Raw genomic sequence first — 23,967 nt, 5'->3', positions numbered from 1 at the left:
AAACAACAAAGTTTCTCCCGGCCGTCCTCCATTCCATTCCGGCCTTGTCAGGTGCGGTCCGATCGTCCCCGATCCTTGCGACAGCCATCGAGGCCGCGAAGGGCGCGGTCCGAAACCCAACGAAAGGAACACCACAATGGCAGCCATCGGCACCTTCAACTCCACCGAAAGCGGCTTCAACGGCTCGATCCGCACGCTCGCCCTCAACGTCAAGGCTCGCATCGCCCGCATCGAAAATCCCTCCGACAAGGGCCCGCACTTCCGCATCTACGCCGGCAACGTCGAGCTCGGTGCAGCCTGGCAGAAGCGGTCCGAGCAGGACCGCGCCTACCTCTCGGTCAAGCTGGACGACCCGAGCTTCCCCGCGCCGATCTACGCAACCCTCACCGAAGTCGAAGGCGAGGACGGGTACCATCTGATCTGGTCGCGCCCCAACCGGGACTGAGATCCGGGCGAGGCCCCGCCGGAAGGCGGGGCCAACCGGCCGAATTGAGAAACCGCGAGCGGGCATCGAGCCGCCTCCGGCTTTCTGGTGCCATACAGGACCGGAATTGTCTGCTCGATATCCGCGATGCGGATTTTCTCCCCGCCAAACCAGAACGTATGGCCGTCGACGGCGCAGTTCACATGGCGATCGGCGCCGCAGATCAAAAACGCGGCCGACAGCGAGCCTGGTGTCGGTGTCCTGGCCGCAGTTAGCAGTTCCGGAGAGGTTGCCAGCGCCCCCGAGGGCAAGCCAGCCTCCCGTAGCAATGATGATCGCGGCGCAGAGGATCGCGGTCAGTGATTTGCGCGGGCGGTCGGTCCTCTCCTGTTTGCCTCAATCTACCTCGGCTTCGGTTTGACCTGCGTTTACGTGCAAGGGGCTTCAGATAGTGTGCGAGGGGCGGCGCGCAGTCGGTCCCGCCTCCCCTTCGGGCAATTCAGTTGGGGCTCCTGCGGCTGCCCTGATTCCCGCTCCTCGCACGACGAGAATTCCCGAAATCTCGCCCGTTGGGAGTCGCTAATGCTGATTTCTCCGATACTCTTCATTTTTCTGGATCGGCCTTGCTCCTTGCGCTGCGCGTCGGCTCGATCGGACGTGCTTCAGACGTGCTTCTGAGCTTCATGAATCTGTTCGTTCCGACGCAAGCCTTCATGTCGTCACGCCGAAACCAGATCGCGCGACCGCATCTGAGCGGCGCGTTGCCGGCGGTGAATACGATCTGCTCGTCGGCGCGCATGCGCAGTACTTCATGCGGCTGGATCAATGGCCGCGCCGCCAGCTGCTTTGATCGCGTGCGCGACGATCCCTTGATTTGCGAACTGCGGCTGACCTGATCGATCTCGACCGTCGTCATGCCGCAGCGGCGTGAGATGTAGTCGGCGGTTTCTGGGTCGTTGATCGCAGCGAAACTGATCCAACTCGCACTCTCGAACCACTTGCTGGCGGCATCGCGTCCGCCATAGGTTTCGCGCATTTGGCCGATCGATTGATAGACCATGACAAGGGTGATGCCATACTTGCGGCCGGCATCGCGCGCGGTCTCAATGATCCGCATATAACCGAGCCGCGCCACCTCATCGAAAAGAAAGAGCGCTCTGCCCTTCATCGACCCATCGCGATTGTAGATCGCGTTGAGGAACGAGCCGATGATGACGCGTGCGAGGCCCGCATGTGTCTCCAAGGTCTTGAGATCAATGTTGATGAAGACGTCAGTATTCCCTTCGGCGAGATCCCCCGTTGAAAACGTCTTTCCGGAAACCAACGCGGCATAGTTCGGATACGACAACCAATGGGTTTCTTTGATCGCATTCGCGTAGACGCCGGAGAACGTTTCGGGTGTCATGTTCACGAAAGCCGCGACATTTTCCTTGACGAAATCAGACTGCGAATTGTCGTAGATCTCCTGCAGGCGTAGGCGCAACTGCGGCTCCGGCTCAGAGAGATTGGCGCGAACCTCGCGAAGCGTCTGGTTCTCTTCATCCGTATGGCCAGAGAGACAAACGTCGGCGATCATTGCCGTCAGCAACTGCAAGGCCGAGGCACGGAAGAAGTCGTCGCGTACACCGCGCGTGCCGCCGCTGTCGCTCATGATCCATGAGGCGACGGAGGCGATGTCCTCTTCCTTGGTGCCGCCGAATTGCCCGATCCAATCAAGCGCATTGAAGCCAGTCTCCGGCCTTTTCGGGTCGAGGACGAACAAGTCTCGGTTCGAGCCCGTTCTGTGGGCTGAAACCATCGGCGCCAGCTCGCTCGACGGATCGAGAACGATAAGGGATCCACCCCATTTGAGTGCCGTAGGGATCGTCACCGATGTCGTCTTGAAGCCGCCCGATCCGGCGAAGACGATGCCGTGCGACGATCCGAACGAACCGTCGAAACACAGCAGCGGCGACTTGCCGCCGGCGCCCCACGTTTCCGGGTCATCGGCACGGAACGAGCGCGCCGCTGTGCTGTCCCTGTCGACACGGTAGCGCTCGCCAATGACGATGCCGCCCGAGTCAGCAAAGAGTTTTTCCGCGTCCTGCATTTTCATCCAGTCGGCCTCGCCATGCAGCGCCCGCTTGCCGCGAATGCGCTTCGGCTCGGCGCTGGCGAAGGCCGCATTGCCAACGAGCGCGACACGTAGAGCGAAGCAGGCAGATATCGCTGCCGCCGCCACTCCCATCAGCGTCGAGGGATCGACATAGGAGAGGATGGACTTGCCGACCGGAACCTGGTTGCCGAATGTCGACAGCCTGATCGCCTCGCGAGCGATGGCGACAGCGATCGTCGCTATACCACCGGCAACGACGCCCCATCCGGCCGTCTTGATCCTGATCGCGCTGGCGCTCGCGAACAGGAAAACGATGCCGATGGCGGCCGCTGAGACATAAGGCAGGGCAATGCCCGCCCGGCCGAGCGTCTGCCGAGCAGCCTCCGACTTTCCAAACCCCGACAGCCAGTGTTCGATCCCGGTCAATCCGATCGTGACCAGGAACATCAGCGCGACAGGCGCGATGAAAAGAATGATCCTATTCATCGCAATTGCCAAAGGCCTCCGCGCCGATCGCCATTAGTCGCGAGCGTTCGGTGTCGTTGCTTTTCAAGCGCTGGCTCAAATCGATGAGCGCGCCCAGCAGAAGCGCGCGTTTCTCGTAGCGAAGACCCGCTTTGACGATCAGGCCGCCGAGCTCGATCTTTTCCCGCGTGTCCTTCTTTCGGGCGTCGGATGTGGTTGTGCGCGCCATCCGCTTAAGCCTCAGCAGTCCCGCCCGCAGCCGCGCCAGCCGCGTTCTGCGCAGACGATGCGCTGCTTTCGCCGACGCCAGCTCCCCTCTTCCCTCCGGTCGTGCGAACCTCGCCTCCCCGAAACCGCTTCGCCAGGTCCTCAAAAGCCGCCTGTAGCTGTGTCTCGTCGACCTCGATCTCGCCGAGACCGGCCTTGAGGGCAATCCGACCGATGCGCTCCGCCTCACGCGTTTCAGCGGCCTTGAGTTGCTCCTGCAGCTGCGCGATTTCGGCTCGAATTTTGGAGGATGGCTTCTTCATTCCGTTCGTCTCCCTGAGTGAGAAAGTTTGTCTTTCGAACCCTGTTTCAGGGAAGTGAGTGCGGAACGCACTACTGTGAATCCTACAATCGCCGAGGGCGATGCTTTGGTGGATCATCCCGGCCGTTCCGAAGGAGCGGCTTCCAAGGGCGCAATTATACGTCGCTGATGCGACGCTCTGCTTTTGCGCCCTGGCGGGGACGTCCGCTCCCGACGAACCAGTTGATTTCGTTCGCAGCCGGGAAAGAATTCGCCGTGGCAGTCCCCCATTTCTCCGTCAGCGTCGTCGCCCGTGGCTCCGGCCGCAGTGCCGTCCTGTCGGCGGCCTATCGCCACTGCGCCAAGATGGACTACGAGCGGGAAGCAAGGACCATTGACTACACCCGCAAGCAGGGTCTGCTGCATGAAGAGTTCGTGATCCCCGCCGACGCGCCAGACTGGCTACGCTTCATGGTCGCGAATCGTTCAGTCGCCGGCGCCTCCGAAGTCTTCTGGAATAAGGTCGAAGATTTCGAGAAGCGCTCCGATGCCCAGCTTGCCAAGGACGTCACCATTGCACTGCCGATCGAACTAACCGCCGAGCAGAACATTGCGCTCGTACGGGATTTTGCCGAGCGCCACATTACATCGAAGGGCATGGTGGCCGACTGGGTCTATCACGACGCCCCTGGCAATCCGCACGTTCATGTGATGACGACGTTGCGGCCGCTGACTAAAGACGGCTTCGGCGCCAAGAAGGTTGCCGTACTCGGGCCGGACGGCAATCCGATCCGCAACGCTTCAGGCAAGATCGTCTATGAACTCTGGGCTGGAGGTATCGACGATTTCAACGCGTTTCGCGACGGATGGTTTGCTTGCCAGAACCGGCATCTGGCGCTGGCCGGTCTCGACCTTCGCGTCGATGGACGATCCTTCGAAAAGCAAAGGATCGATCTTGCACCGACCATCCACCTTGGTGTCGGCACCAAAGCGATCGAACGGAAATCCGATGAGGCCTCGAAGCCGGTTAAGCTAGAGCGCGTCGAACTGCAGGACGCGCGAAGAGCCGAGAACGCGAGACGGATCGACCGGAGTCCGAAAGTCGTCCTCGACCTGATTACGCGTGAGAAAAGCGTGTTCGACGAACGTGATGTCGCCAAGATCTTGCATCGGTACATCGACGATCCCGCCCTGTTCCAAAGCCTCATGGTCCGTATCATCCTGCACCCCGAGACCTTGCGCCTTGAGCGCGAGCGGATCGACTTTGCCACGGGTTCCAGATTGCCCGCCAAGTACACGACGCGCGACATGATCCGGCTTGAAGCGGAGATGGCCGATCGCGCGCTCTGGCTCTCTCAGCGTTCGTCGCACGGGGTGCGGGAAACGGTCCTCGCGGCGACCTTTGCCCGTCATGACCGCCTGTCGGAAGAGCAGAGAACCGCGATCGAGCATGTATCGGGATCGGAGCGGATTGCCGCCGTGATCGGCCGCGCCGGCGCCGGCAAGACGACGATGATGAAAGCGGCGCGCGAGGCCTGGGAAGCGGCCGGCTATCGGGTTGTCGGCGGCGCACTCGCCGGCAAGGCGGCCGAGGGCCTTGAGAAGGAAGCCGGGATCGTCTCTCGTACGCTGTCGTCCTGGGAACTGCGCTGGAACGGGGGGCGTAACCAGCTCGATAGCAAGACGGTCTTCGTCCTGGACGAAGCCGGCATGGTGTCGTCGCGGCAGATGGCGCTGTTCGTCGAAGCAGTAACGAAGGCCGACGCCAAGCTCGTTCTCGTCGGCGATCCCGAACAGCTCCAACCGATCGAAGCAGGCGCCGCGTTTCGCGCCATTTCCGATCGCATTGGCTATGCGAAACTCGAAACCATCTATCGCCAGCGCCAGCAATGGATGCGCGATGCCTCGCTCGACCTGGCGCGCGGCAACGTCGGCAAGGCAGTCGACGCCTACCATGCCAATGGCAAGGTGATCGGGTGGGATCTGAAGGCCGATGCCGTCGACAATCTCATCGCCGCCTGGGACCGCGATTACGATCCGGCGAAGACGTCGCTGATCCTTGCCCATTTACGCAGGGACGTTCGCATGCTGAACCAGATGGCGCGCATCAAGCTCATCGAACGCGGCGTTCTCGATGAAGGAATCGTGTTCAAGACGGCGGATGGCGATCGCAACTTCGCGGTCGGCGACCAGATCGTGTTCCTCAAGAACGAGGGCTCACTCGGTGTCAAGAATGGCATGTTGGCCAAGGTCGTTGAGACCGGGCCGGGCCCCATCATCGCGAAGGTCGGCGATGGCGAGCATACGCGCCAAGTGCTGGTCGAACAGCGCTTCTACAACGACCTCGATTATGGCTATGCCACGACGATCCACAAGAGCCAGGGCGCCACCGTCGATCGGGTGAAGGTGCTCGCGTCGCTGTCGCTCGATCGGCACCTCACCTATGTCGCCATGACTCGTCACCGTGAGGATCTGGCCGTCTATTATGGCCGCCGATCCTTCGCCAAGGCCGGCGGTTTGATCCCTGTCCTCTCGCGCAGGCACGCCAAGGAAACGACGCTCGACTACGAGAAAGGCAGTTTTTACCGGCAAGCCCTTTGCTTCGCCGAAGCTCGCGGCCTCAATCTCGGCAACGTGGCCCGGACGCTCCTTCGCGATCGGCTGGAATGGACGGTCGGGCAAAAGCAAAAGCTCATCGATCTTGGTGCGCGCCTTGCCGCAGTTGCCGCCAAGCTCGGGTTCATCATCAGCTCTGTGAAATCTCCACTCCAGGACACAGTCAGGAAGGCAAAACCTATGGTTTCCGGCATTACCACCTTCGCAAAGTCAGTCGACCAGGCGGTCGAGGACAAGGTCGCAGCCGATCGCGGCTTGAAGAAGCAGTGGGAGGAGGTTTCGACCCGTTTCCACCTCGTCTATGCGCAGCCGGGAAGGGCGTTTAAAGCAATCAATGTCGTCGCCCTGCTGAAGGATGGAGCGGTGGCGGATGCCACCATCAGCAGGATCCGCGACCAACCGGAAAGCTTCGGCGCGTTGAAAGGCAAGACCGGTCTACTGGCAAGCGGCACAGACAAGCAGGCGCGAGCAATGGCGCTGACCAACGCGCCGGCTCTTGCCCGAAATCTGGAACGCTATCTGCGCCAACGGGCGGAAGCCGAACGGAAGTTTGAGGTCGCGGAACGCGCCGTTCGTCTGAAGATGTCGATCGATATTCCGGCGCTCTCGGCAAACGCAAAGGAGACCCTTGAACGTGTGCGCGATGCGATCGACCGGAACGACCTGCCGGCCGGTCTCGAATATGCGCTTGCCAACAGACAAGTGAAGGCCGAGCTCGAGGGTTTCGCTAAGGCTGTAGCGGAGCGTTTCGGCGAACGGACCTTCGTTCCTCTGGCTGCCAAGGACTCCAGCGGCCAGACCTTCAATGCGATCACGGGTGCAATGACGGCCGGGCAGAAGGCCGAAGTGCAATCGGCGTGGAATTCGATGCGGACGGTGCAGCAGCTGGCCGCGCATGAGCGCACGACCGAGGCGTTGAAGCAGGCAGAAAGCCTGTGCCAGAAAAAGAGCCAGGGGATCTCCTTGAAATGACGGCGCAAGTGTCTGCACCTCGGAAGGGACCTACGCAAAGACCGAATGCCGTCGTGCTTTTGCTGGTGGCAGCAACCACCCTTGCCGCCAGTGTTGCTGCGGCCATCATCGGCGGCTACCGCATCAACCTGACACCGAGCGAATCCCTTGGCCTCTGGCGCATCTCGGCGCTCAATCGAGTGGTGTCGACAGGCGATCTCGTCTTCATTTGTCCTCCGCAAACGCCTGTCATGCGAGAGGCCAGAGCGCGTGGCTATCTCCGCTTCGGAACCTGCCCGGGCGGGGTCGCGCCGCTCATCAAGACGGTCATCGCGGTTCCCGGGCAGCATGTCGAAATCGGTGCGGGCGTCACGATCGACGGGCATGCGATCCCTTTCTCCGATCTGGCTCAGCGCGACGGCGAGGGTCGGCCGATGGTGCCTTATTCCGGCGGCGTCGTGCCGGCAGAAAGCGTCTTCCTGCACTCACCGTTCAGGAGCTCCTATGACTCCCGCTACTTCGGACCCCTTCCCGTCGCGGGCATCCTCGGCCTGGCGCAACCGGTGCTCACCAATGCACTGTGAGCACGTTCGGCCGGTCCTGTTGATTACCGCTTCAATCATTGCCGGAACGGTTGCTTGGAGCGGGAACGTCCTTCTCCTTCCGCTCGCATGCACGTTTCCAACCCTCTGGGCGCTTGCGCGAAAGAGGCTGACGGCTGCGTGTGTCTCGGCCGGCTATTTTCTCGCTGCATCACGCGGTCTGCCACAAGGCGTGGCGGCCTTTTACGCGTTCGACCTGTGGCCTGGCTTGGCTCTATGGCTCTGCGCATCTTTGAGCTTTGTCGCGGTCCACGCGATCCTCTGGACAAGGCATTCTGGCATTCGTCCGATTTGCTATCTGGTGGCGGCCGCGCTCATGGCTATCCCCCCATTTGGCACCACCGGTTGGGCGCATCCGATCACCGCCGCGGGCGTGCTGTTTCCAGGGTGGGGATGGTGGGGGCTGGTTGCCACGACAGCCGGCCTCATGGGCCTCGTTACCCGCATGTGGCCGGCTGTCCCGATCGTCCTCATTGGGTTTTGGGCATGGTCCGCCGCAACCTGGGACCCACCGAAACTACCGGAGGGCTGGCGGGGCGTCGATCTCCAGTTCGGAGCTTCGCTCGGTCGCGACGTCAGCATTGCGCGTCACCGTGATCTGATTGCCACGATGAAGGGGCAGGCATCCGGCGGCACCCGCACCGTTGTTCTTCCCGAAAGTTCTCTCGGCTTCTGGACGCCCACCGTCGAGCGGCTTTGGGTAAAAGCACTGCAGGAAAGTGACGCCACCGTCATTGCCGGCGCCGCCATCACCGATGCGGACGGATACGACAATGTTTTGGTCGCGATTTCAGGCGACGGCGCTCAAATCCTCTATCGCGAACGTATGCCTGTTCCGGGCTCGATGTGGCAGCCTTGGCGCGCCCTGCTGGGTCAGAGCGGCAGCGCGCGGGCGCATTTCTTCGCCAACCCGCTTGTGACCGCCGCCGACGCTCGGATCGCACCGCTGATCTGCTACGAGCAACTGATCGTCTGGCCCGTCCTGCAGTCCCTGCTGCAGGAGCCGGACTTCATCGTCGCTGTCGGCAATGGCTGGTGGACCAAGGGGACATCGATCGTCGCCATCCAGCGCGCCAGCACTCAAGCCTGGGCGCGGCTTTTTGCAAAGCCAATCGTTTTTTCCTTCAACACGTGAAACCCAAAGGAGACGCCATGCTCGACGCTGCCCTGATTCAACAATGCGCAGACCCCTCGTTGAAGCCCCCGATCGTCGAGCAGTTCGTGACCGCCGCGGGCGCAAATGATCCACTTGCCGTCACCGTCAAATCAGGTGGCCGATTGATCCTCACCCCGAAGGCGACGACGCCGGACGAAGCCATCGCGATCGTCCGCCAGTATGTCGGCCAAGCGGTGGTGCGTGTCGGCCTGACGCAGTTTCCGGCCGGCGTCGGCGTTAAGGAGGCTTCCGATCTGCAGCCCGATCTGATCGACGCCTGCGAGAACCTTCGCAAGGGAACTGCGATGTTCGCCAAGGTGCTTCGGATTGTGGCCAAGTGGTACGGCAACCCTTGCAGCGACGAGGTCTTTCCGCAGATTTTCGACGATGCGATCTACGCTTGGAAGACCGGCGAATTTGAAGGCGTGCGTGTGTTTCAGGCTCCTGATCCGGGAGGGAGCGCGACGACAGACAGTGTGTCATCCTCAGACGCGGACGCCACCGACAGCTCTCCTGAGGATGCGGCCACTGAAAGTCCGGGGAAAAGCCGCAGCGTTGGATCGGCGGAGATGCGAATCGACCTTTCCCGGATCGGTGGGAAATAAACGACTGGAAATTTGAGACCTTCGTTCGCTGCCAAGTCAGATATAGACGGCTGCGCGATTAAAATTGGTCGGGAAATGACTTTAAAATAGACGGAGAATCGATTAGGGATGGCCGTATGGTAGATAAGGTCCTTCCCAAACCATTAATCGATCGCAAGGCTCGTCCGATAGTCGAGACTGCGCTTGCCGACACTCGTGTCGTCCTGATAGCCGGCCCAAGGCAAGCTGGAAAGACAACTCTCGCGCGGCAATTCTCAGGCCCTGATCGCGCCTATATCACTCTCGACGACGCCGGCGCGCTCAGTGCTGCCAAGGCTGATCCGGTCGGTTTTGTCCGGGGCCTTAACAGGGCCGTGATCGATGAAGTTCAGCGGGCGCCCCAACTGATACTGGCAATTAAGGAAAGCGTCGACCGCGACGACGCCCCGGGCCGATTTCTACTCACAGGTTCCGCCAATCTGGCAACTGTGCCCGCGATTGCGGACTCCCTTGCCGGGCGCATGGCCGTGGTCCCGCTCCTGCCTTTCGCCCAGTCCGAAATCCGTTCGACCCCGGGTCATTTGCTGGATCGTCTATTCGCTGGTGAGGAACCCGCGACCGGCGAGGACGCTATATTTGGTGATGATCTTCTGGAAACCATGCTGCGCGGTGGCTATCCGGAGGTCTTGCGCAGAGCGACGCCTGCCCGGCGGGTCGCCTGGTTGGAAGACTACGTGGCCCTGATTCTCGACCGGGACGTTCGCGACATCGCCAACATCGATCAACTCGATCGACTGCCGCGGTTGCTGGATGTTCTTGCGGAACATGCCGGCCAACTGGTGAACCACAGCAGTTTCGGTGCCGCATTGGGACTGTCGAGCGTCACCGCGCAAAAATATGTAGCCATTCTCGAGCGGCTTTTTCTGATCAGAACGCTGACGCCATGGTCGAACAACCGGTTAAGCCGGCTGATAAAAACGCCCAAACTGCACTTTCTCGATACGGGACTGCTGGCGAGCTTGCGGGAGGACGAATCCGAAGCGCTGCGTGAAAACAGAACACGGTATGGAGCGTTGCTTGAAAGCTTCGTTGTTTCCGAGCTTTTGAAGCTTGCCTCCTGGTCTGACCGGCGCTTTTCGTTTTCGCATTACAGGACCAAAGATCAGGACGAGGTCGATGTCGTCATCGAGGATCGCCGTGGTCGGATCGTCGGAATAGAGGTCAAGGCATCAGCGACGGTGAAGACTGAGGATTTCAGGGGATTGCGTCAGTTGCAGGAAGCGGTTGGCGGTCGTTTCGTGCGTGGACTGGTCTTGCACGATCATGACCGCGTGACGCCTTTCGGAGAAAAATTGCAGGCAGCGCCCTTGTCCATTCTATGGACCATGTGATTGCTGAGCAGCGTCAGGATGTTTCAAACCGATGCCCACGCATCTATTGCACGGCCGGTATCCGCAAAGCTTCCGGAAGTCGCGGCCTTTGTTCGTCACGAGGATGAAATCCCCCTCGATGATCCGAGGCATCAGATGCCAGTCGGTTTCGCCGCTAAACCCGAGCCAATTCACATTGGAAACAATCCTGGCCGTGAGCTTGGGCCACGGCCACGAATGATGTGTGAGGGCATTCATCTATAAGAAATTTCACGAGCTAGAGCCGGAGGGTTTTGGGGCACTTTCGTTCCGGAGACGCAGACGCTTCACGGATTTCGCCTTCAGGCCCAGCTCCGAAAAGCTTCCGTGGCCGTCCCCTGGCGGGGTGGGCCACAGCACAGATCTCGGCAAGTTCCACCATGCGTTCGGTGAGCGAAGGATAACCCTCAACGATTTCCTCGCTGCTTGCACCTTGCGCCTTCATCGCGGCAATCGTTCGCACTGGAACGCGAGTTCCCTTCGGTTCACCGCCCATGACTCCCTTGACGCTCCGGATCATTCGCTCAGTCTCTCGAAGCGCCTCGGCGCGGGCGGCCAACTGCTCCCTTGCCCGCGCAACGTCGACGATGAGATAGTCGTCTGCCCTTACGGTATCGGCATCGGGGTTCTGGTCGTTGGTATCGAATAGACGTTTGCGGCGTTCGGCAGACAAGATCGATCCGACGCCATACCAGAGCTTCAACCGAAGAAGATCCTCATCTGTGAGTGCTCGACCCTTGCCGCCGACGAGATGAGTTGCGACGATCCGCTTGTCGATCGCATTGTGCACAGACTTTACAGCGATCTCGCTGACAGCTGCAGCCTCGGCCGGGGCGTAGGCGTGTGATGTGCTGGCATAATCATTCTCCTTGTGGAGAATATATAGTGGAGGCGTCGTTCCCGGTAAAATTCACCAAGCTTTTCGATCTCGCTGCTCGTCAGTCTTGTGGTGGTTTCACTTCTTCTCCGGCGGTCGTTTCAGCAAATCACACGCTTCTACGTCTAGAACCACTGCTAAGCGATCCACCACATCGATGCTCGCATTGTAAACGCTGCGTTCCAGAGAACTGATGTAGGTGCGATCGATACCTGCGCGATAAGCAAGCTCTTCTTGCGACAGGCCTTTGGCCCGACGCGCGGCTTTCAGATTTCGTGCAAATACCTCTCGAATCTCCATGATCGAGAGAGCAACGGCTTGTAGAGTATTTCACCACGGAGTATTCTCTACAACGACATTCCATTTGATGAATCAAGGTGATGCCGCGGTGGCCGAAGCTTCTCTTCGTGTGGGACGGTGAACCGTTCGAAGATTTCGACTCTCTCCTATCCTCCGGTAATCTGGTATCTAATCGCAAGCCTATGCGACGCGAACTAAGCCTCGGTTCTTGGCGGTCGTAAAATGAAGTTAGAGGAGACAAGGATGAAGGACGCCAGCTCATCCGGGGCAGACGAAAAAATTGGAAGACAATCTCGCTGCGGTTTGATGCAAAAATCGGAATTAGAGGTCCTGGCTGTTTCGGCGATCCTCGAACACCGCCGGCTTCTCGCAGCCGATCAGGCCGTCTATGACGAGTGGTCGCGTGCAAGCGACGACCCGTCAACTTCCAGTTCAGTGCTCCAGACGCTTCAGGATGAATATATCGCACGCCAGAAAAAGTCCGAAGCCCATCAGGAGAATCTCTCGGAAATTCTGGACGCACTCGGCTACGTTCCAGACGTGCCGTTTGAAGGCGCCGATTAGACCTCAGACCAGGCCGCGATCCTTCGCAATGGCAACGAGCTGCGGCACAGACTTCGCGTCAAATTTTTTGCGCGCCTCGTCGAGATAATGCTGCACGGTTCTGGCCTTGATCCCGGTGAGCATCGCCGTTTCAAGCGTGGTCCTCCCCTTCGTTGCCCACACAAGGCACACCATTTCGCTCGGCGACAGCATTCGCTTCGGGTTGATTGCAGTCTTCGCTGCGATGATTTTCAGCTGGTAATGGACGGCCATCACCAACTGAACCGCCTTCTTGGGATCCAGCATCCCTGAAATATCGACATTTCTTTCCGAGGACGCGAAGGTCAGCATCATGGTGGATCCGAAACTGCCCTTAACCGGAATGGTGATGCCGCAGCGAATGCCGTGCTCAATGGCCTCGTCGCGAAACCGCCGAAGCGGAGAAGATCCTCGGGCAGGCCACTTGTCGGCTGTCCAGAAAAACATACCTCGCCCGTGCTTTCCCTCCCTCACAACTGGGTCAACCCGTGAATAATCGCCGCCGAGATAAATGCCCTCCCATGGTTCGGGATAGGAATTGAAGGTCCTGAGTTCGAGAGCTTCTGCTTGCAGATAGGCAAACCGGTCATATCCGCACGAATGCGCAAAGGTTTTCAGCGCACTTTTCATCATATGCTCGTCTTTCGCGGCTTCCAGCATATCGATGAGCGAGCGAACATGTGCGTCCACGGTTTTTCTCCTTACGTTCCTGACGCGGCGGCTCGTCTTCCCCGGCATCGTTCGTCGAAGAGGCAGATCGGCTGACCCGCGTACAGGGGGTCGTGGGACAACGATAGCGTTCGGACCTTCAGTCGATGTCTGAATCGCAAACCTGGTGTACCCGCGTCACGCGATGCAATGCGAAATTACTACCCAGCCCTGCGAAACTTTCAAGCGCGATCAATCCGGAAGGTGGCTGGAAATAGAAGGATCTCATATTGCGTGGTTGCACCGCCACACCTTGGTTCAACCTAATGCATGGCGGCTGAGCATAGTCGCTGCCCTTAGTGGTTAAATTCCACGGTAAGCGGACGGGAAAATGATGTCCTGGTCCACTAACACATTGAATCTGTAACCTGGCCGAATGCGGATTGTTGGCTGAACATTCAGGTTCTTCGAGATTGTCTGCTCCGCCACCCGACCAAACGATTCGGCGAAGTTTCTTCGCGCCGCATCGGATGCCGTATCCTGCGTCGCAAGCGTCGAACTTTCTGGCATTGTCATGTCGATCCCGGTCCCGATCAAGGCAACGAGTGCCGCCGAACTCCACGTGCGCCACAGGTGCCGATCGACCTTGTCCTTTAAGCCGCCATATCCTTCCGCGTCAGTGCCAGCCATGCCCCCGATCTGAAGGGTTGAGCCGTTCGGAAAAATGAGGTCCGTCCAGACGACAAGGACCCTTTCCTGCCCGAATGAGACCTTGGAGTCATAGCGGCCGAGCAGCTTCGCACCCTGCGGTATGAGGAGCCGGTAGCCCGTCGCGCTATCAAAGACGTTCTGGCTCACCTGCGCTGTGATCCGTCCCGGCAGATCGGAGTTGAGGCCGGTGATCAACGTAGCAGGAACGACCGAGCCGCGTTTCAGCTCGTAGGGCGAGATCTGCTTCACGATCTGGTTCGGCAGATAGCCGAGATCTTTGATGTCCTGGTTGAAAAAAACTTCCTTTGAGGTTTGGCCATTCGGATCGACATTCTGACCCATAAGGCCGGCATTCGTTGCCGCGGCATAGAGATCCGAGACCCTCGTGGCTGCACCAGTCGAATTTTGGCCGCTCGAGTCCGTGGTAGTCGTTGCCGCTTTTTCAATTTCGGAAACATCGACCTTCAATGGGGAGTCCAGCGCCGTTGCACGCGCCTGCAGGCGAGCCATCCGCTGGCGCTGGGCCTCTCGGATATACTGTTCATCCTGCTCCCGCTTCAGACGGGCCCTCCATTCTTCTTCCGATCCGAGCGGGGGGCGTCGCTCTTCCTGTTCGAGGGGTCGGCGAGCAACAGCGGGCGCCTCCTCCTCAACTTTCTGCTCGACGGCAGGCGTTGGCTGAAACGCTTCCCGCTCGACCGGCTCACCGATGATGCCATCGGCAATGCCGCGCTTGAGCTGGTCCCCGAAATTGGTTGCGGGAGTATTCGAAGCACTGTCGATATCGCTATTTCGGGCAAAGGGAAGCCCGCGCCACGACAGTCCGATCACGACCACGCCAACGAATAGCGCGACGAGAACGATGGCGATGATGATCGGCAGCCGATTGATTCGGCGCATGCTGTTCTCATCATCGGCATGAGCCGACACACCAAGATGGAGAGACTGGACCATATCTGTCTCCCCTCAATTACGCTGCATGACGGAAAGCGGGCTTGCCGGCGTAGCGCCGACTGCTGTTGCTGTATACACCCGGCCAAGGGCGATCGACGGCGTGGAGAGTCGGGCGAGCACCTGACCGTCAACGCCATCGATCGAATAGGCGAGCTCGACAAGTTTCACGTCCTTTCGGATCTTCCCGTCGGTAACGACCGTGTAGCCCCATCCCTTCAGCGCGGCTTCGAGGGCCATCCCATACTCCGACGTGCCCTTGCCCATCATGATGGTTGTGGTGCCTGCCGGGCCAATTTGCTCGGCGAGCCGGCTCGCCATATCGCCGGCGATTGCGCTTGCGGCCGGGGCAGTCACCGCAGTGGCGTTTGAGCTGGTGTCCAATCCCTCCTCGGCAGTTTGGCAACTGGAAAGAAAAACGGCAGCAACGATGAAAACGAGAGCTTTGCGCATCACTCAGCCTCCCCGCCGGATGATGATCTTCTGTTGCCGCCAGCCAACTCCGGAGACGAGGATCGCCTTGTCGATTGCGTAGTCGACGATCATCACGTCGTTCTTCATCCGGTAATTGACGACGCGGTTCTGGCCCCCGTTGACGACGAACAGCACCGGCGCATCCTGTCCCGAGATCGATTTGGAAAACTGAATGTAGGTTTTTACACCATCCGAATAGACGCGCTTCGGCTTCCAAGAGGCGCTCCCACTCATCGAGTAGGAGAAGTTCAGTTTATCGGGCGCCGTCCCGAGTATTCCTTCGGTCTCGAGCCGGGCATTAATGTCCGCGAGCTTGGTCGAGACATCCTCGGGATATTCGAAGCCAACGCGGGCCATGTACTGGCTCGGATGGGACTTGAGTTGGATGTGATAGGTACGACGCGACGTCGTGACCACCATGGAGGTGACGAGACCCGGTTCCGACGGCTTGACGATCAAGTGGATAGCCTGACCGCCGGTGGCGCCGGAGGTCGCCGGCTCCACCTTCCAGCGAACGGTGTCGCCGACGAGGACATCGCGGACGATCTCGCCGCCCTGCAGCTCAATATCGCAGACCTGCAGCGGCGAGCAGACGACGGACGGCTGAGTTTCGCCGAAGAGAAAGATAACCTTGCCATCCAGCCCGGTGGTAACCAGTCCGGGTGTGCCGCGCCACTTCCGCGAAATGTTAGTTCCCTTCACCTCGTTCGACGTCATGCTTTGTGCATGAGCACCCGTCGTCGCAATGACGAGTCCGGCTATGCAGCCGGCGGCTGCGATAAATCCTGTTCTTTGCATGTGAAGTCCCCTGCCCTCATAGCTGTGCTGTCCAGTCGAAATCCCGGACGTAGAGACCGATTGGATTGTGGCGGATGGTCGCCTCGTCCTGTGGCGCCGTCAGCGTGACCGTCGCGATGCCGCGGAACCGGCGTGTGCCCGTTTCTTTGCCCTTCCGGTCCCGTTCGTATTCGGTCCAGTCGATCTGATAGGTCTGGTTCGAAAGCGCGACGATGTTGTTGACCTCGATGGCGACCGTCGACAACTTAGCCTTCTCGAACGGTGAATTGCTTCGGAACCAGTCATTGATCTTCTGCGTCGACGGATCGGACGTCCGAAGGAGTGCGTAGGTTCGGTCGATGTATTGCTTCTGAACCACGGCGTCCGGCGTGATCGAACGGAAGCTGGTGACGAAATTGCCGAGCGTGGCGCGCACGACTCGAACGTCGGCATATTCGATCTGTTCAGGGAACCCGGCGGTCGCTGCGGTTCCAAGTTTGTCGACTTCGACGATATAGGGAACCAGTTTGACTTGGGTGCTGAGATACATAGCATACCCGAAGGCGATCACTGCCATAGTCAGACCCAGAATGCCGACGATGCGCCATGCAGCGGCTGTCTGGACATAGGAGCCGTATCGCTCACTCCATTCCTGGCGCGCGGCAAGATACGGGTTTTCTGGGGCGCGGTTCGCTGCCATTGATCGATCACTTTCTGATTGCTGTTAGTCTTTGCGTTCGGGAGGTGGCTTTGGCCCGCTCTGCCCGCTGCGACTCTGGTCCAGCTTGGCGTTGGCGAGCCCGAGGATCGATCCTGCATAAGCACCAGGAGAACCGATGGCCTTCTCCTTGGCAGCCGAGCCGGCCGCTTTTCCTGCGGATCCGATCCCTGCGCCAAAGCCTCGAAGCATGGCACCTGCACCGGATGACCCTGCGGCCCGTGCGGTTTGAGCCGCCGCGAATCCCGCCCCGGCTGCACCGGCCGCGAGGAACCCTGCCCCGGTGGTGAAGGATGCCGCCTGACCACCGTGCCTGATCGCCTCCATTCCACCTGAAACGGACGCGCCCTGAACGACGCCCTGCATGATGTTCGGAACGTAGATCGCGACGATAAAGACGACGACAGCAATACCGGCAATTGCGAGCGCTGTCTGGAACTGATCACCAACGCCAGGTTCGTTCGCCAATCCGATCAGCACCTCCGAGCCGATACGCGAGATCATGACAAGCGCCATCAGCTTCATTCCAACCGAGAAAGCGTAGATCAGATATCGGATTGCGAAGTCCTTCGTATACGACGAACCACCTAGGCCAAGCATAATCATGCCGGCGAGCAGGCCGATATACATCTCGACCATGACGGACACGAAAATCGCGGCAATGAGCGAAAACGAGATGACCACGACGACCATGGCAAAAGCAGCCGAGATCGCTAACGCGTTCTCCTCAAAGAGACCGAACTGTATCTTCTCCGACATCTTGGTCGCAACGGCGAGTCCGGCATTGAAGACGTCGGCTGGCGACGAAGTACCGCCGCCGGCGCCAATCTGAAACAGACTATCGACCACTGCCTTCGCGAAGGTCGGCCCTTGTGCCAAAACGAAGGCAAAAAAGCCGACGAACATGATCCGTTTCACAAGCTCACCGAACCAGCTCTCGAGCGATGCGGCCTGCAGAGCCAACCAGACGGCCGCGATACCAATCTCGATCGTGGCGAGAATCCAGAACAAGGTTTTTGCCGCATCGATGACGGTCGTTTCCCACCCCTTTGCGGCCGTGGTGATCTGGCTCTGCAATGAGGTAAGAACTGAACCTTCTTGAGCGAGGGCTGGCTGTGCTGCCATCATGCAGAAGGTGGTAACCAGCATCGGGGCTCGGAGCCGCCGAAAAGATATCTCCGTCATGTGCTCACCACTCGACCTTCATCTTTTCGCCGCCAGAGGTTGGGTACTCCTTCGACGAGCCGAAGAACTTTTCGCGGCGCTCCTGTACAGCCTGCTTTGCGGAGATGAGGAACCAGATGCGGGTGCTGCCGAACGCCAGGAATATCGCGATTGCGACAAGGATCAGTTTCGTTCTCACCATTCCACCTTCATCTTTTCGCCGCCAGAAGTGGAGGGAGCAGTCCCGCTAAAGAATTTCTCACGCCGTGCCTGCGCGAGGTCCTTGTCTGTCTGCTCGGCCTGAAGCCACGTTCCCATCATCGTCATATGCTGGGAGACAAGACCGCGAAGCTTCTGCACCTGCGCGACCTGTTGCGCAGCGATCTGATGGCCCACCTGCAGGGCCTTCATCTGCCCGTCGGCCGTTTCGGACATCGACCGCAGCGAGGACATCATACCTTCCTCGCTGTCGAACTGCTCGGCCGTCAAGCTCGCCGCCTTTAAAGTGCTGGCGATCGTGTCCCGGTTGATGTCCGACCAGGACTGATAGGTAGTCGCAAAAGAAGCATTGTCTGGCAGGTTGGTCTTCAGACTTGAGTAGCTCTGGAAGCGCTGCTGCAGTATGTCGTCCGCATTGCCCATCGAAAACGAAATGCTTTGCCCTTGGTCGACGATGCTGCGCAACTGATTGAGGTCGCTTTCTACCTGTCCCCACATATGCGACGGGAGGGTCGCGGTGTTTTGCAGCAAGTTTTGGTAGATGTTGAGCTGCGTTTCGATCTGCTGTGCCAACTGGCTGATCTGGGTGAGCTGGTTCTGGATTTGCTCGCCGGATTGGCCAACAAGGGAAACGAGCTCGCCATTGTTGAGGACCTGCGTCCACTCGGTTGCAGCGCCGGTGGCGGTTCCGGCCTCGGCGGGCTTTGCTTCGCCGGTAGCAACCACGAACGCCGCCAGACCAGCGAGCAATCTATTCGAAGTTAAGCAACGATGCGGCATCGTGGACTCCTTTCATTTGAAGCCAGTGGATCGGCCAGTCGCGGCCGTGTTCGGAATAGAGGGCGCGGATGCGCTTGAGGTCTTCCTTGCCGGATGCGCCGACGAAGCTGAGCGCCAGCGGCCCGAGCGCCATATCGAACAGCCGTCGGCCTTCAGGAGTGACGACGTAGTATTCGCGCTTGGGAATCGCGTTCGAGACGATCTCGATCTGCCGCTCGTTGAATCCGATCCGTTCGTAGAACTCGCGAGTTCCAGGGTCTCTGGCGGCACCATTCGGAAGGCAGATCTTTGTTGGGCAGGATTCCTTCAACACGTCGATGATCCCGGAGCGTTCGGCGTCGGAGATCGACTGTGTGGCGAGCACGACGGCGCAGTTGGCCTTACGCAGCACTTTCAGCCATTCGCGTATCTTGCTGCGGAACACTGGATGGCCGAGCATCAGCCAGGCCTCATCCAGCACGATTAGGCTGGGAGCGCCATCGAGGCGCTTCTCGATCCGCCGGAACAGATAGGTCAGTACAGGCACGAGATTGCGTTCGCCCATGTTCATCAGTTGTTCTATCTCAAAGGTCTGAAAGGCACCGAGCGTCAGACCGTCTTCCTCGGCGTCGAGAAGCTGTCCCATGGGACCATCAACGGTATAGTGATGCAGCGCGTCTTTGATTTCACGCATCTGCACCCCACTTGCGAAGTCAGATAGCGATCTTCCGGGCGCGCTGACCATCAAACCGATCTGCCGGGAAATTGCATTGCGGTGATCGGGGGTGATGGTTACGCCTTGCAGCGCCACCAGCATCTCGATCCATTCCGTGGCCCAGGCCCGATCAGTTTCGCTGGAGAGGTCCGAAAGCGGGCAAAAGGCCAGTGCCGTTCCTTTTTCTTCAGAGCCACCACCAATTTCATAGTGATCGCCGCCAGTGGCGAGCGTCAGGGGCAGGAGCGAGTTTCCCTTGTCAAAGGCAAAGATCTGGGCGCGTTCGTAGCGTCGAAACTGCGCCGCGATTAGTGCCAAAAGCGTCGACTTGCCCGATCCGGTCGGTCCGAAAATGAGAGTGTGACCAACGTCGTCGACATGAAGATTCAGCCGAAACGGTGTTGACCCACTCGCGACCTGCATGAGCGGTGGCGAGTCCGGCGGGCAAAAAGGGCACGGTGCAACGGGGTTGCCCGACCAAACAGAGTTCAGTGGGATGAGGTCGGCGAGATTGCTGGTATTAATCAGCGGCTCGCGCACGTTTGCGTACCAATTGCCTGGAAGGCTTCCGAGATAGGCGTCGGTTGCGTTGAGTGTTTCGATCCTCGCTCCGAAGCCTTCGGCCTGTATTAGCCTGCGTACTGCCTCCGCCTCCTCCTGCAAGGCTTCGCGATCACCGTCGAATAGAACGATGACCGGGGTGTAATACCCATAGGCGACCAACTGCGAGGAGGCTTGCGCGATAGCATCCTCAGTCTCGGCCACCATGCTCATGGCGTCCTGATCGATCGAACGACTTTGCGTCTGGAATAGCTGGTCAAAGAACGGCCGGACTTTTTGCTGCCATTTCTTGCGGGTGCGCTCGAGCTTTTGCCGCGCCTCCTCCGCATCTAGGAAGATGAAGCGCGATGACCAGCGATAGCTTAGCGGCATCAGATCGAGGCTGTGGAGAATCCCCGGCCAGCTCTCTGCCGGCAGTCCGTCGATCGCCACCACACCCAGGTAGCGGCTTTCAACCTTTGGCGTCAGCCCATGCTTGAGCTCGGCTGTCGCGATCCAGTCGAGATACATGGGAGCATCCGGCAGCCGGATTGGATGGTTTTCGCCCGTAATGCAGAAGCGAACGAATTGCAGCAGTTCGTCATAGCGAGCGACCCTCTCCCCGCCCCTCTCGACGACCTCGCGCGTTTCCATTCGCCGGATCGAAAGGGTGTTGGCAAAATACTGCTCAATCTCCCGGACAGCGTTCTTGAAGATGAACAGCACCGTGTCGGCGTAGGTTTTCTTGCGGCTCTCCTCGTCCGAGTAGATGTATCTGCTGAGGGCAGTCTTTTTGGGCTCCAGGTGCCGATAGGTGAGGATAAGAGCGTGCTTGCTCTCGAAATGCCGCTGATCTCGCGCAAAATGCGCCCGGCGCTCGGCATCAATCGCCCGGGTGACCGGGTCCGGGAAGTGGCACCGGTCCTCAGACGGATAGTCAACCGTCGGAATACGGATCGCTTCGACCTGGATCATCCATCCGTTTCCAAGACGTGACAGGATGGAGTTGATCTGTCGCGATAGTTCATTGCGTTCCAGATCGGTGGCACTTTCGGAGTCGGGCCCGGCAAAGTACCAGCCAGCCATGAGGCTACCGTCCTTCAATAGCAGGACGCCATCGTCAACCAGACCGGCATAGGGGACGAGATCAGCGAAGGATGGGCCGGTTGCCCGGAACCGTTTGAGAGCGACCACGCAAACCTCCTCAATACCGCCGCCACGGCGAGGTGGTCGCCTTGTAGTAGGGCTTGTAAGAAATGTGCCGGATGTAGACCTGACGCATCAGCGGGTCCGCCTTTGCCATCATTCTCAAGAGCCCGACGATGCCGATCCAGACGGCAACCCCGAAGAGCGCGGAATATATTGTCAAGACCACAAAGATCAGGATGACCGCGGCGAGACCTGTGAGCAAGACCAGTTCCCGGTCCGCGCCCATCAGCAGATTCGGACGCGAAAGTGCACGGTGGATGCGGTTGTGTTTTAGACGGGACAGGGACTCAACCATGAGCCCCCTCCCCTACTCGGCTTCGGCTGAAGAATTCGGTTTGCTCGTCCGATGCTCCAATCGAGGCGCCCGTTGCGCCGAACAGGCCGATGATGTTGGTGGCCCCGAGCAGGATGCCCGCCACCAGCACGATATACACCAGCCGCCGCGCGAAGTCGTTCAGTTCTCCCCCAAAGATGAGCATGCCGCCAGCAATTGCGACCGCTGCAAGTGCAATAGCTCCCGCGACCGGCCCGGTGATCGACTCCTGGATTTGCTGCAGCGGCCCTTCCCAGGGAAGACTGCCGCCCGAACTGGCGAGCGCCGGCGCGACGCAGGCGAGAACGATGTGCGCCGCAAGGAGCGCGGCGGCGATGACGGCATTTCTACGCGACATTGCGCGCCTCCTTCTCTTCTGTAAGCTGGTCGGATTCGATTTCGTACTGGCCGCCCGCGAAGCGCTCGACCTGAATGACGTCGCGGACGCGCCGCCCGCGCGGGGTCCGTTCTATGGAGACGATGAGATCGACCGCTTCTCCGATCACCTCATGCATCGGCTGCTGGCTAGCTTCGGCGGTCAGCTGCTCGAGACGGCGGAGCGCCGACATCGCTGTATTTGAATGGATAGTCGCCACGCCACCCGGATGGCCGGTGTTCCACGCCTTGAGTAGTGTGAGCGCAGCGCCGTCGCGGACTTCACCGACCACAATTCTGTCGGGCCGCAGCCGCATGGTGCTCTTCAGCAGCCGAGCCATGTCAACGGTATCGCTGGTGTGGAGAAGGACGGCGTTCTGGGCCGCGCATTGAACCTCTGCGGTGTCCTCAAGAATGACGAGCCGGTCTTCTGGTGCGCTCTTCACAATCTCGTCGATGACAGCATTCGCGAGCGTCGTTTTGCCGGAGCCAGTTCCCCCGGATATGATGATGTTGAGCCTGGAGGAAATCGCGCTGCGGATCGTCGATGCCTGGTACTCTGTCATCACGTCGGAGCGAACATACTCGTCGAGCGGGATAAGACGCGACGCACGACGACGAATAGTGAAGGCAGGCTTGGCGACCACCGGCGGCAAAAGACCTTCAAAGCGGTGGCCACCGATCGGCAGCTCTCCGGAGATGATCGGCTGTTCCGTGTCCACCTCTGACTGAAGCGCATGCGCAACGGTACCGATCACCATTTCCGCCGCGGCCGACGACATCTCGCCCGCCGGCGCGACGCCGTGGCCGAGCCGCTCGATGAAGAGCTTTCCGTCCGGATTGAGCATGATCTCGACGACCGTTGCATCGTCCAGCGCCACGCAGAGGTGATCGCCGAGCGCCTCCTGAAGTTTGCGGACAAGCCGAGGGTGAGAGCGAAGCTGGTTCACCGATTTCTCCTTACGCTGCCTTGCAGAGGGGGGTGCATTCAGATCGGTAGTTAGATCGGCGGAGTTTTTGAAATGTACCGGCGTCGGCGGGTAGGATGCCCGCCACGGCCATCGTCACGCCGACCTTCTTCGGCTCCCCCAACCGCTGCAGCGGCCAGCCAACACGAGCGAGGATCCGCTCGAAGCGGAGGTCGGTCACCGTGACGATTTCGGTGAAACCATTCGCCATGCACCATTCAATTATGCCTGCGAACATCGTCAGCGTTGCCTCATGTACCGAGCCGGCTCCCCTGCCCTCCCCGAGACTAGTGTCGACGCAGAAGCGGGAGCTTTCGATCATCGCGGAGTGCGCGTTGAGCTGTCCATTCGGAAGTAGCGAGGGAAAGACATCCGTAACCATGGTCGGGCCAAGCGCCGGAAGCAGCCTCGCGCACCCTGCCACTTCACCGTTGTTGGAAATTGCGAGGATGTAGGTTGGCATCAGCGCGTCGAAAGTGTCTGACTCCCGACCGTCAATAACGTCAACGTCCCAGCCCAACCGGTCGGAAAAGATCCGGGCGCGCAGTTGGTGGTGCCTGTGGAGAAGCCGGGCTTCTTCGTCATTCCGTGGCTTCGAGATCGCGAGAATCTGCATGAATTTCTCCGTCGTTGTTGCTCGGCGGTGAAATCAGCACGGATCGGTATCGGTTTGCAGTTGTAGAATCCTACAAAGCCAAGCCGAGATAAGCAGGCAATGCGGAAAAGGAATTGGTCAGTCGCATGCGGATATCGCTGCCTTCGCCCGCAATCTCGGCAATCGGAGCTTGAGACAACACGCCGACACCGCGAGTGCCCTCTTAAGGCTGACGGCAGCATTTTCGGCAGTGAACGGGGTT

The 23,967-nt window shown here is 59.5% G+C and carries 24 protein-coding genes and 1 pseudogene; 7 read left to right on the top strand and 18 right to left on the bottom strand.

Features of this window, described 5'->3' with window-relative positions; all coding sequences use genetic code 11:
* The first annotated feature begins 136 nt into the window (after positions 1 to 136).
* A complete protein-coding gene (locus AC6CIG_RS24395) occupies positions 137 to 445 on the top strand; it encodes a DUF736 domain-containing protein (RefSeq protein WP_437412479.1) in 309 nt (102 codons plus the stop codon).
* 583 nt (positions 446 to 1,028) lie between these two features.
* Here AC6CIG_RS24395 and traG read toward each other — a convergent pair.
* The 3 genes from traG to traC are packed head-to-tail and all read right to left on the bottom strand — an operon-like array spanning position 1,029 to position 3,514.
* Entirely contained in the window at positions 1,029 to 3,005 is a 1,977-nt protein-coding gene (gene traG / locus AC6CIG_RS24390) for a Ti-type conjugative transfer system protein TraG (RefSeq protein ID WP_498324004.1), read from the bottom strand.
* Complete coding sequence (gene traD, locus AC6CIG_RS24385; protein WP_018098126.1) at positions 2,998 to 3,213, bottom strand: type IV conjugative transfer system coupling protein TraD; 216 nt, start codon at positions 3,211 to 3,213, stop codon at positions 2,998 to 3,000. Before traD ends, traG begins: the two co-directional genes overlap by 8 nt.
* Positions 3,214 to 3,217: 4 nt before the next feature.
* Positions 3,218 to 3,514, bottom strand: coding sequence for a conjugal transfer protein TraC (gene traC, locus AC6CIG_RS24380; protein WP_437406163.1), 297 nt, complete (start codon positions 3,512 to 3,514; stop codon positions 3,218 to 3,220).
* Positions 3,515 to 3,768: 254 nt separating this feature from the next.
* Here traC and traA point away from each other — a divergent pair, with 254 nt between their 5' ends.
* The 5 genes from traA to AC6CIG_RS24355 all read left to right on the top strand — a co-directional run bounded on the left by traA (position 3,769) and on the right by AC6CIG_RS24355 (position 10,792).
* Entirely contained in the window at positions 3,769 to 7,080 is a 3,312-nt protein-coding gene (gene traA, locus AC6CIG_RS24375) for a Ti-type conjugative transfer relaxase TraA (RefSeq protein ID WP_498324003.1), read from the top strand.
* Positions 7,077 to 7,643, top strand: coding sequence for a conjugative transfer signal peptidase TraF (gene traF, locus AC6CIG_RS24370; RefSeq protein ID WP_498324002.1), 567 nt, complete (start codon positions 7,077 to 7,079; stop codon positions 7,641 to 7,643). The genes traA and traF overlap by 4 nt, the downstream gene beginning before the upstream one ends.
* Positions 7,633 to 8,796, top strand: a complete 1,164-nt coding sequence (locus tag AC6CIG_RS24365; protein ID WP_498324001.1) for a conjugal transfer protein TraB — start codon at positions 7,633 to 7,635, stop codon at positions 8,794 to 8,796. The genes traF and AC6CIG_RS24365 overlap by 11 nt, the downstream gene beginning before the upstream one ends.
* Before the next feature lie 17 nt (positions 8,797 to 8,813).
* A complete protein-coding gene (locus AC6CIG_RS24360) occupies positions 8,814 to 9,422 on the top strand; it encodes a TraH family protein (RefSeq protein ID WP_102762961.1) in 609 nt (202 codons plus the stop codon).
* A 116-nt stretch (positions 9,423 to 9,538) separates the two neighbouring features.
* Entirely contained in the window at positions 9,539 to 10,792 is a 1,254-nt protein-coding gene (locus AC6CIG_RS24355; protein WP_102762962.1) for an ATP-binding protein, read from the top strand.
* A gap of 249 nt (positions 10,793 to 11,041) precedes the next feature.
* On the opposite strand, the pseudogene AC6CIG_RS24350 reads toward AC6CIG_RS24355, so the two are convergent.
* Positions 11,042 to 11,690 (bottom strand): annotated as a pseudogene (locus AC6CIG_RS24350) (DUF433 domain-containing protein).
* A 75-nt stretch (positions 11,691 to 11,765) separates the two neighbouring features.
* Positions 11,766 to 11,987 carry a helix-turn-helix domain-containing protein gene (locus AC6CIG_RS24345; RefSeq protein ID WP_498324000.1) on the bottom strand — a complete coding sequence of 74 codons (222 nt, stop codon included), beginning with the start codon at positions 11,985 to 11,987 and terminating at the stop codon, positions 11,766 to 11,768.
* A gap of 243 nt (positions 11,988 to 12,230) precedes the next feature.
* Here AC6CIG_RS24345 and AC6CIG_RS24340 point away from each other — a divergent pair, with 243 nt between their 5' ends.
* Entirely contained in the window at positions 12,231 to 12,551 is a 321-nt protein-coding gene (locus tag AC6CIG_RS24340) for a transcriptional repressor TraM (protein ID WP_437412485.1), read from the top strand.
* A gap of 3 nt (positions 12,552 to 12,554) precedes the next feature.
* Here AC6CIG_RS24340 and AC6CIG_RS24335 read toward each other — a convergent pair whose 3' ends face one another.
* The 13 genes from AC6CIG_RS24335 to traI form a co-directional block, all read right to left on the bottom strand.
* Positions 12,555 to 13,259: an autoinducer binding domain-containing protein gene (locus AC6CIG_RS24335; protein WP_437412486.1), complete on the bottom strand. Its 705-nt coding sequence runs from the start codon at positions 13,257 to 13,259 to the stop codon at positions 12,555 to 12,557.
* Positions 13,260 to 13,580: 321 nt separating this feature from the next.
* Positions 13,581 to 14,882, bottom strand: a complete 1,302-nt coding sequence (gene trbI, locus AC6CIG_RS24330) for an IncP-type conjugal transfer protein TrbI (RefSeq protein ID WP_498323999.1) — start codon at positions 14,880 to 14,882, stop codon at positions 13,581 to 13,583.
* 12 nt (positions 14,883 to 14,894) lie between these two features.
* Positions 14,895 to 15,332 (bottom strand): conjugal transfer protein TrbH, encoded by a 438-nt coding sequence (trbH, locus tag AC6CIG_RS24325; RefSeq protein ID WP_018098138.1) that lies wholly within the window; start codon positions 15,330 to 15,332, stop codon positions 14,895 to 14,897.
* Between the two features lie 3 nt (positions 15,333 to 15,335).
* The gene (trbG, locus tag AC6CIG_RS24320; RefSeq protein ID WP_100673677.1) at positions 15,336 to 16,151 is read right to left on the bottom strand and encodes a P-type conjugative transfer protein TrbG; all 816 of its coding nucleotides are present in this window, start codon (positions 16,149 to 16,151) and stop codon (positions 15,336 to 15,338) included.
* A gap of 16 nt (positions 16,152 to 16,167) precedes the next feature.
* Positions 16,168 to 16,830, bottom strand: coding sequence for a conjugal transfer protein TrbF (locus AC6CIG_RS24315; RefSeq protein WP_018098140.1), 663 nt, complete (start codon positions 16,828 to 16,830; stop codon positions 16,168 to 16,170).
* Between the two features lie 24 nt (positions 16,831 to 16,854).
* A complete protein-coding gene (gene trbL / locus AC6CIG_RS24310; protein ID WP_498323998.1) occupies positions 16,855 to 18,033 on the bottom strand; it encodes a P-type conjugative transfer protein TrbL in 1,179 nt (392 codons plus the stop codon).
* A 4-nt stretch (positions 18,034 to 18,037) separates the two neighbouring features.
* Positions 18,038 to 18,214: an entry exclusion protein TrbK gene (gene trbK, locus AC6CIG_RS24305; protein WP_018098142.1), complete on the bottom strand. Its 177-nt coding sequence runs from the start codon at positions 18,212 to 18,214 to the stop codon at positions 18,038 to 18,040.
* A complete protein-coding gene (gene trbJ, locus AC6CIG_RS24300) occupies positions 18,208 to 19,011 on the bottom strand; it encodes a P-type conjugative transfer protein TrbJ (RefSeq protein ID WP_498323997.1) in 804 nt (267 codons plus the stop codon). Before trbJ ends, trbK begins: the two co-directional genes overlap by 7 nt.
* Positions 18,983 to 21,439, bottom strand: coding sequence for a conjugal transfer protein TrbE (locus tag AC6CIG_RS24295; RefSeq protein WP_498323996.1), 2,457 nt, complete (start codon positions 21,437 to 21,439; stop codon positions 18,983 to 18,985). Before AC6CIG_RS24295 ends, trbJ begins: the two co-directional genes overlap by 29 nt.
* 10 nt (positions 21,440 to 21,449) lie before the next feature.
* Positions 21,450 to 21,749 carry a conjugal transfer protein TrbD gene (locus tag AC6CIG_RS24290; protein ID WP_018098145.1) on the bottom strand — a complete coding sequence of 100 codons (300 nt, stop codon included), beginning with the start codon at positions 21,747 to 21,749 and terminating at the stop codon, positions 21,450 to 21,452.
* Complete coding sequence (locus AC6CIG_RS24285) at positions 21,742 to 22,125, bottom strand: TrbC/VirB2 family protein (RefSeq protein WP_018098146.1); 384 nt, start codon at positions 22,123 to 22,125, stop codon at positions 21,742 to 21,744. The genes AC6CIG_RS24290 and AC6CIG_RS24285 overlap by 8 nt, the downstream gene beginning before the upstream one ends.
* Entirely contained in the window at positions 22,115 to 23,092 is a 978-nt protein-coding gene (gene trbB, locus AC6CIG_RS24280; RefSeq protein WP_018098147.1) for a P-type conjugative transfer ATPase TrbB, read from the bottom strand. The genes AC6CIG_RS24285 and trbB overlap by 11 nt, the downstream gene beginning before the upstream one ends.
* A gap of 10 nt (positions 23,093 to 23,102) precedes the next feature.
* The gene (gene traI / locus AC6CIG_RS24275; protein ID WP_498323995.1) at positions 23,103 to 23,726 is read right to left on the bottom strand and encodes an acyl-homoserine-lactone synthase; all 624 of its coding nucleotides are present in this window, start codon (positions 23,724 to 23,726) and stop codon (positions 23,103 to 23,105) included.
* Positions 23,727 to 23,967 lie beyond the last annotated feature (241 nt).

Source organism: Sinorhizobium sp. GQ132 (genome assembly GCF_059758575.1).
This window is presented reverse-complemented; position numbering and strand designations above follow the sequence as displayed.

What these genes read in the sequence shown, in the direction of transcription:
- traC (WP_437406163.1), bottom strand. Translation starts at nt 3,514, where the DNA reads ATGAAGAAGCCATCCTCCAAAATTCGAGCCGAAATCGCGCAGCTGCAG.
- trbL (WP_498323998.1), bottom strand. Translation starts at nt 18,033, where the DNA reads ATGACGGAGATATCTTTTCGGCGGCTCCGAGCCCCGATGCTGGTTACC.
- trbJ (WP_498323997.1), bottom strand. Translation starts at nt 19,011, where the DNA reads ATGCCGCATCGTTGCTTAACTTCGAATAGATTGCTCGCTGGTCTGGCG.
- traI (WP_498323995.1), bottom strand. Translation starts at nt 23,726, where the DNA reads ATGCAGATTCTCGCGATCTCGAAGCCACGGAATGACGAAGAAGCCCGG.
- traD (WP_018098126.1), bottom strand. Translation starts at nt 3,213, where the DNA reads ATGGCGCGCACAACCACATCCGACGCCCGAAAGAAGGACACGCGGGAA.
- trbI (WP_498323999.1), bottom strand. Translation starts at nt 14,882, where the DNA reads ATGGTCCAGTCTCTCCATCTTGGTGTGTCGGCTCATGCCGATGATGAG.
- trbG (WP_100673677.1), bottom strand. Translation starts at nt 16,151, where the DNA reads ATGCAAAGAACAGGATTTATCGCAGCCGCCGGCTGCATAGCCGGACTC.
- AC6CIG_RS24365 (WP_498324001.1), top strand. Translation starts at nt 7,633, where the DNA reads ATGCACTGTGAGCACGTTCGGCCGGTCCTGTTGATTACCGCTTCAATC.
- trbK (WP_018098142.1), bottom strand. Translation starts at nt 18,214, where the DNA reads ATGGTGAGAACGAAACTGATCCTTGTCGCAATCGCGATATTCCTGGCG.
- AC6CIG_RS24315 (WP_018098140.1), bottom strand. Translation starts at nt 16,830, where the DNA reads ATGGCAGCGAACCGCGCCCCAGAAAACCCGTATCTTGCCGCGCGCCAG.
- traG (WP_498324004.1), bottom strand. Translation starts at nt 3,005, where the DNA reads ATGAATAGGATCATTCTTTTCATCGCGCCTGTCGCGCTGATGTTCCTG.
- traF (WP_498324002.1), top strand. Translation starts at nt 7,077, where the DNA reads ATGACGGCGCAAGTGTCTGCACCTCGGAAGGGACCTACGCAAAGACCG.
- AC6CIG_RS24395 (WP_437412479.1), top strand. Translation starts at nt 137, where the DNA reads ATGGCAGCCATCGGCACCTTCAACTCCACCGAAAGCGGCTTCAACGGC.
- AC6CIG_RS24285 (WP_018098146.1), bottom strand. Translation starts at nt 22,125, where the DNA reads ATGTCGCGTAGAAATGCCGTCATCGCCGCCGCGCTCCTTGCGGCGCAC.
- trbH (WP_018098138.1), bottom strand. Translation starts at nt 15,332, where the DNA reads ATGCGCAAAGCTCTCGTTTTCATCGTTGCTGCCGTTTTTCTTTCCAGT.
- AC6CIG_RS24345 (WP_498324000.1), bottom strand. Translation starts at nt 11,987, where the DNA reads ATGGAGATTCGAGAGGTATTTGCACGAAATCTGAAAGCCGCGCGTCGG.
- AC6CIG_RS24290 (WP_018098145.1), bottom strand. Translation starts at nt 21,749, where the DNA reads ATGGTTGAGTCCCTGTCCCGTCTAAAACACAACCGCATCCACCGTGCA.
- AC6CIG_RS24355 (WP_102762962.1), top strand. Translation starts at nt 9,539, where the DNA reads ATGGTAGATAAGGTCCTTCCCAAACCATTAATCGATCGCAAGGCTCGT.
- AC6CIG_RS24340 (WP_437412485.1), top strand. Translation starts at nt 12,231, where the DNA reads ATGAAGGACGCCAGCTCATCCGGGGCAGACGAAAAAATTGGAAGACAA.
- AC6CIG_RS24360 (WP_102762961.1), top strand. Translation starts at nt 8,814, where the DNA reads ATGCTCGACGCTGCCCTGATTCAACAATGCGCAGACCCCTCGTTGAAG.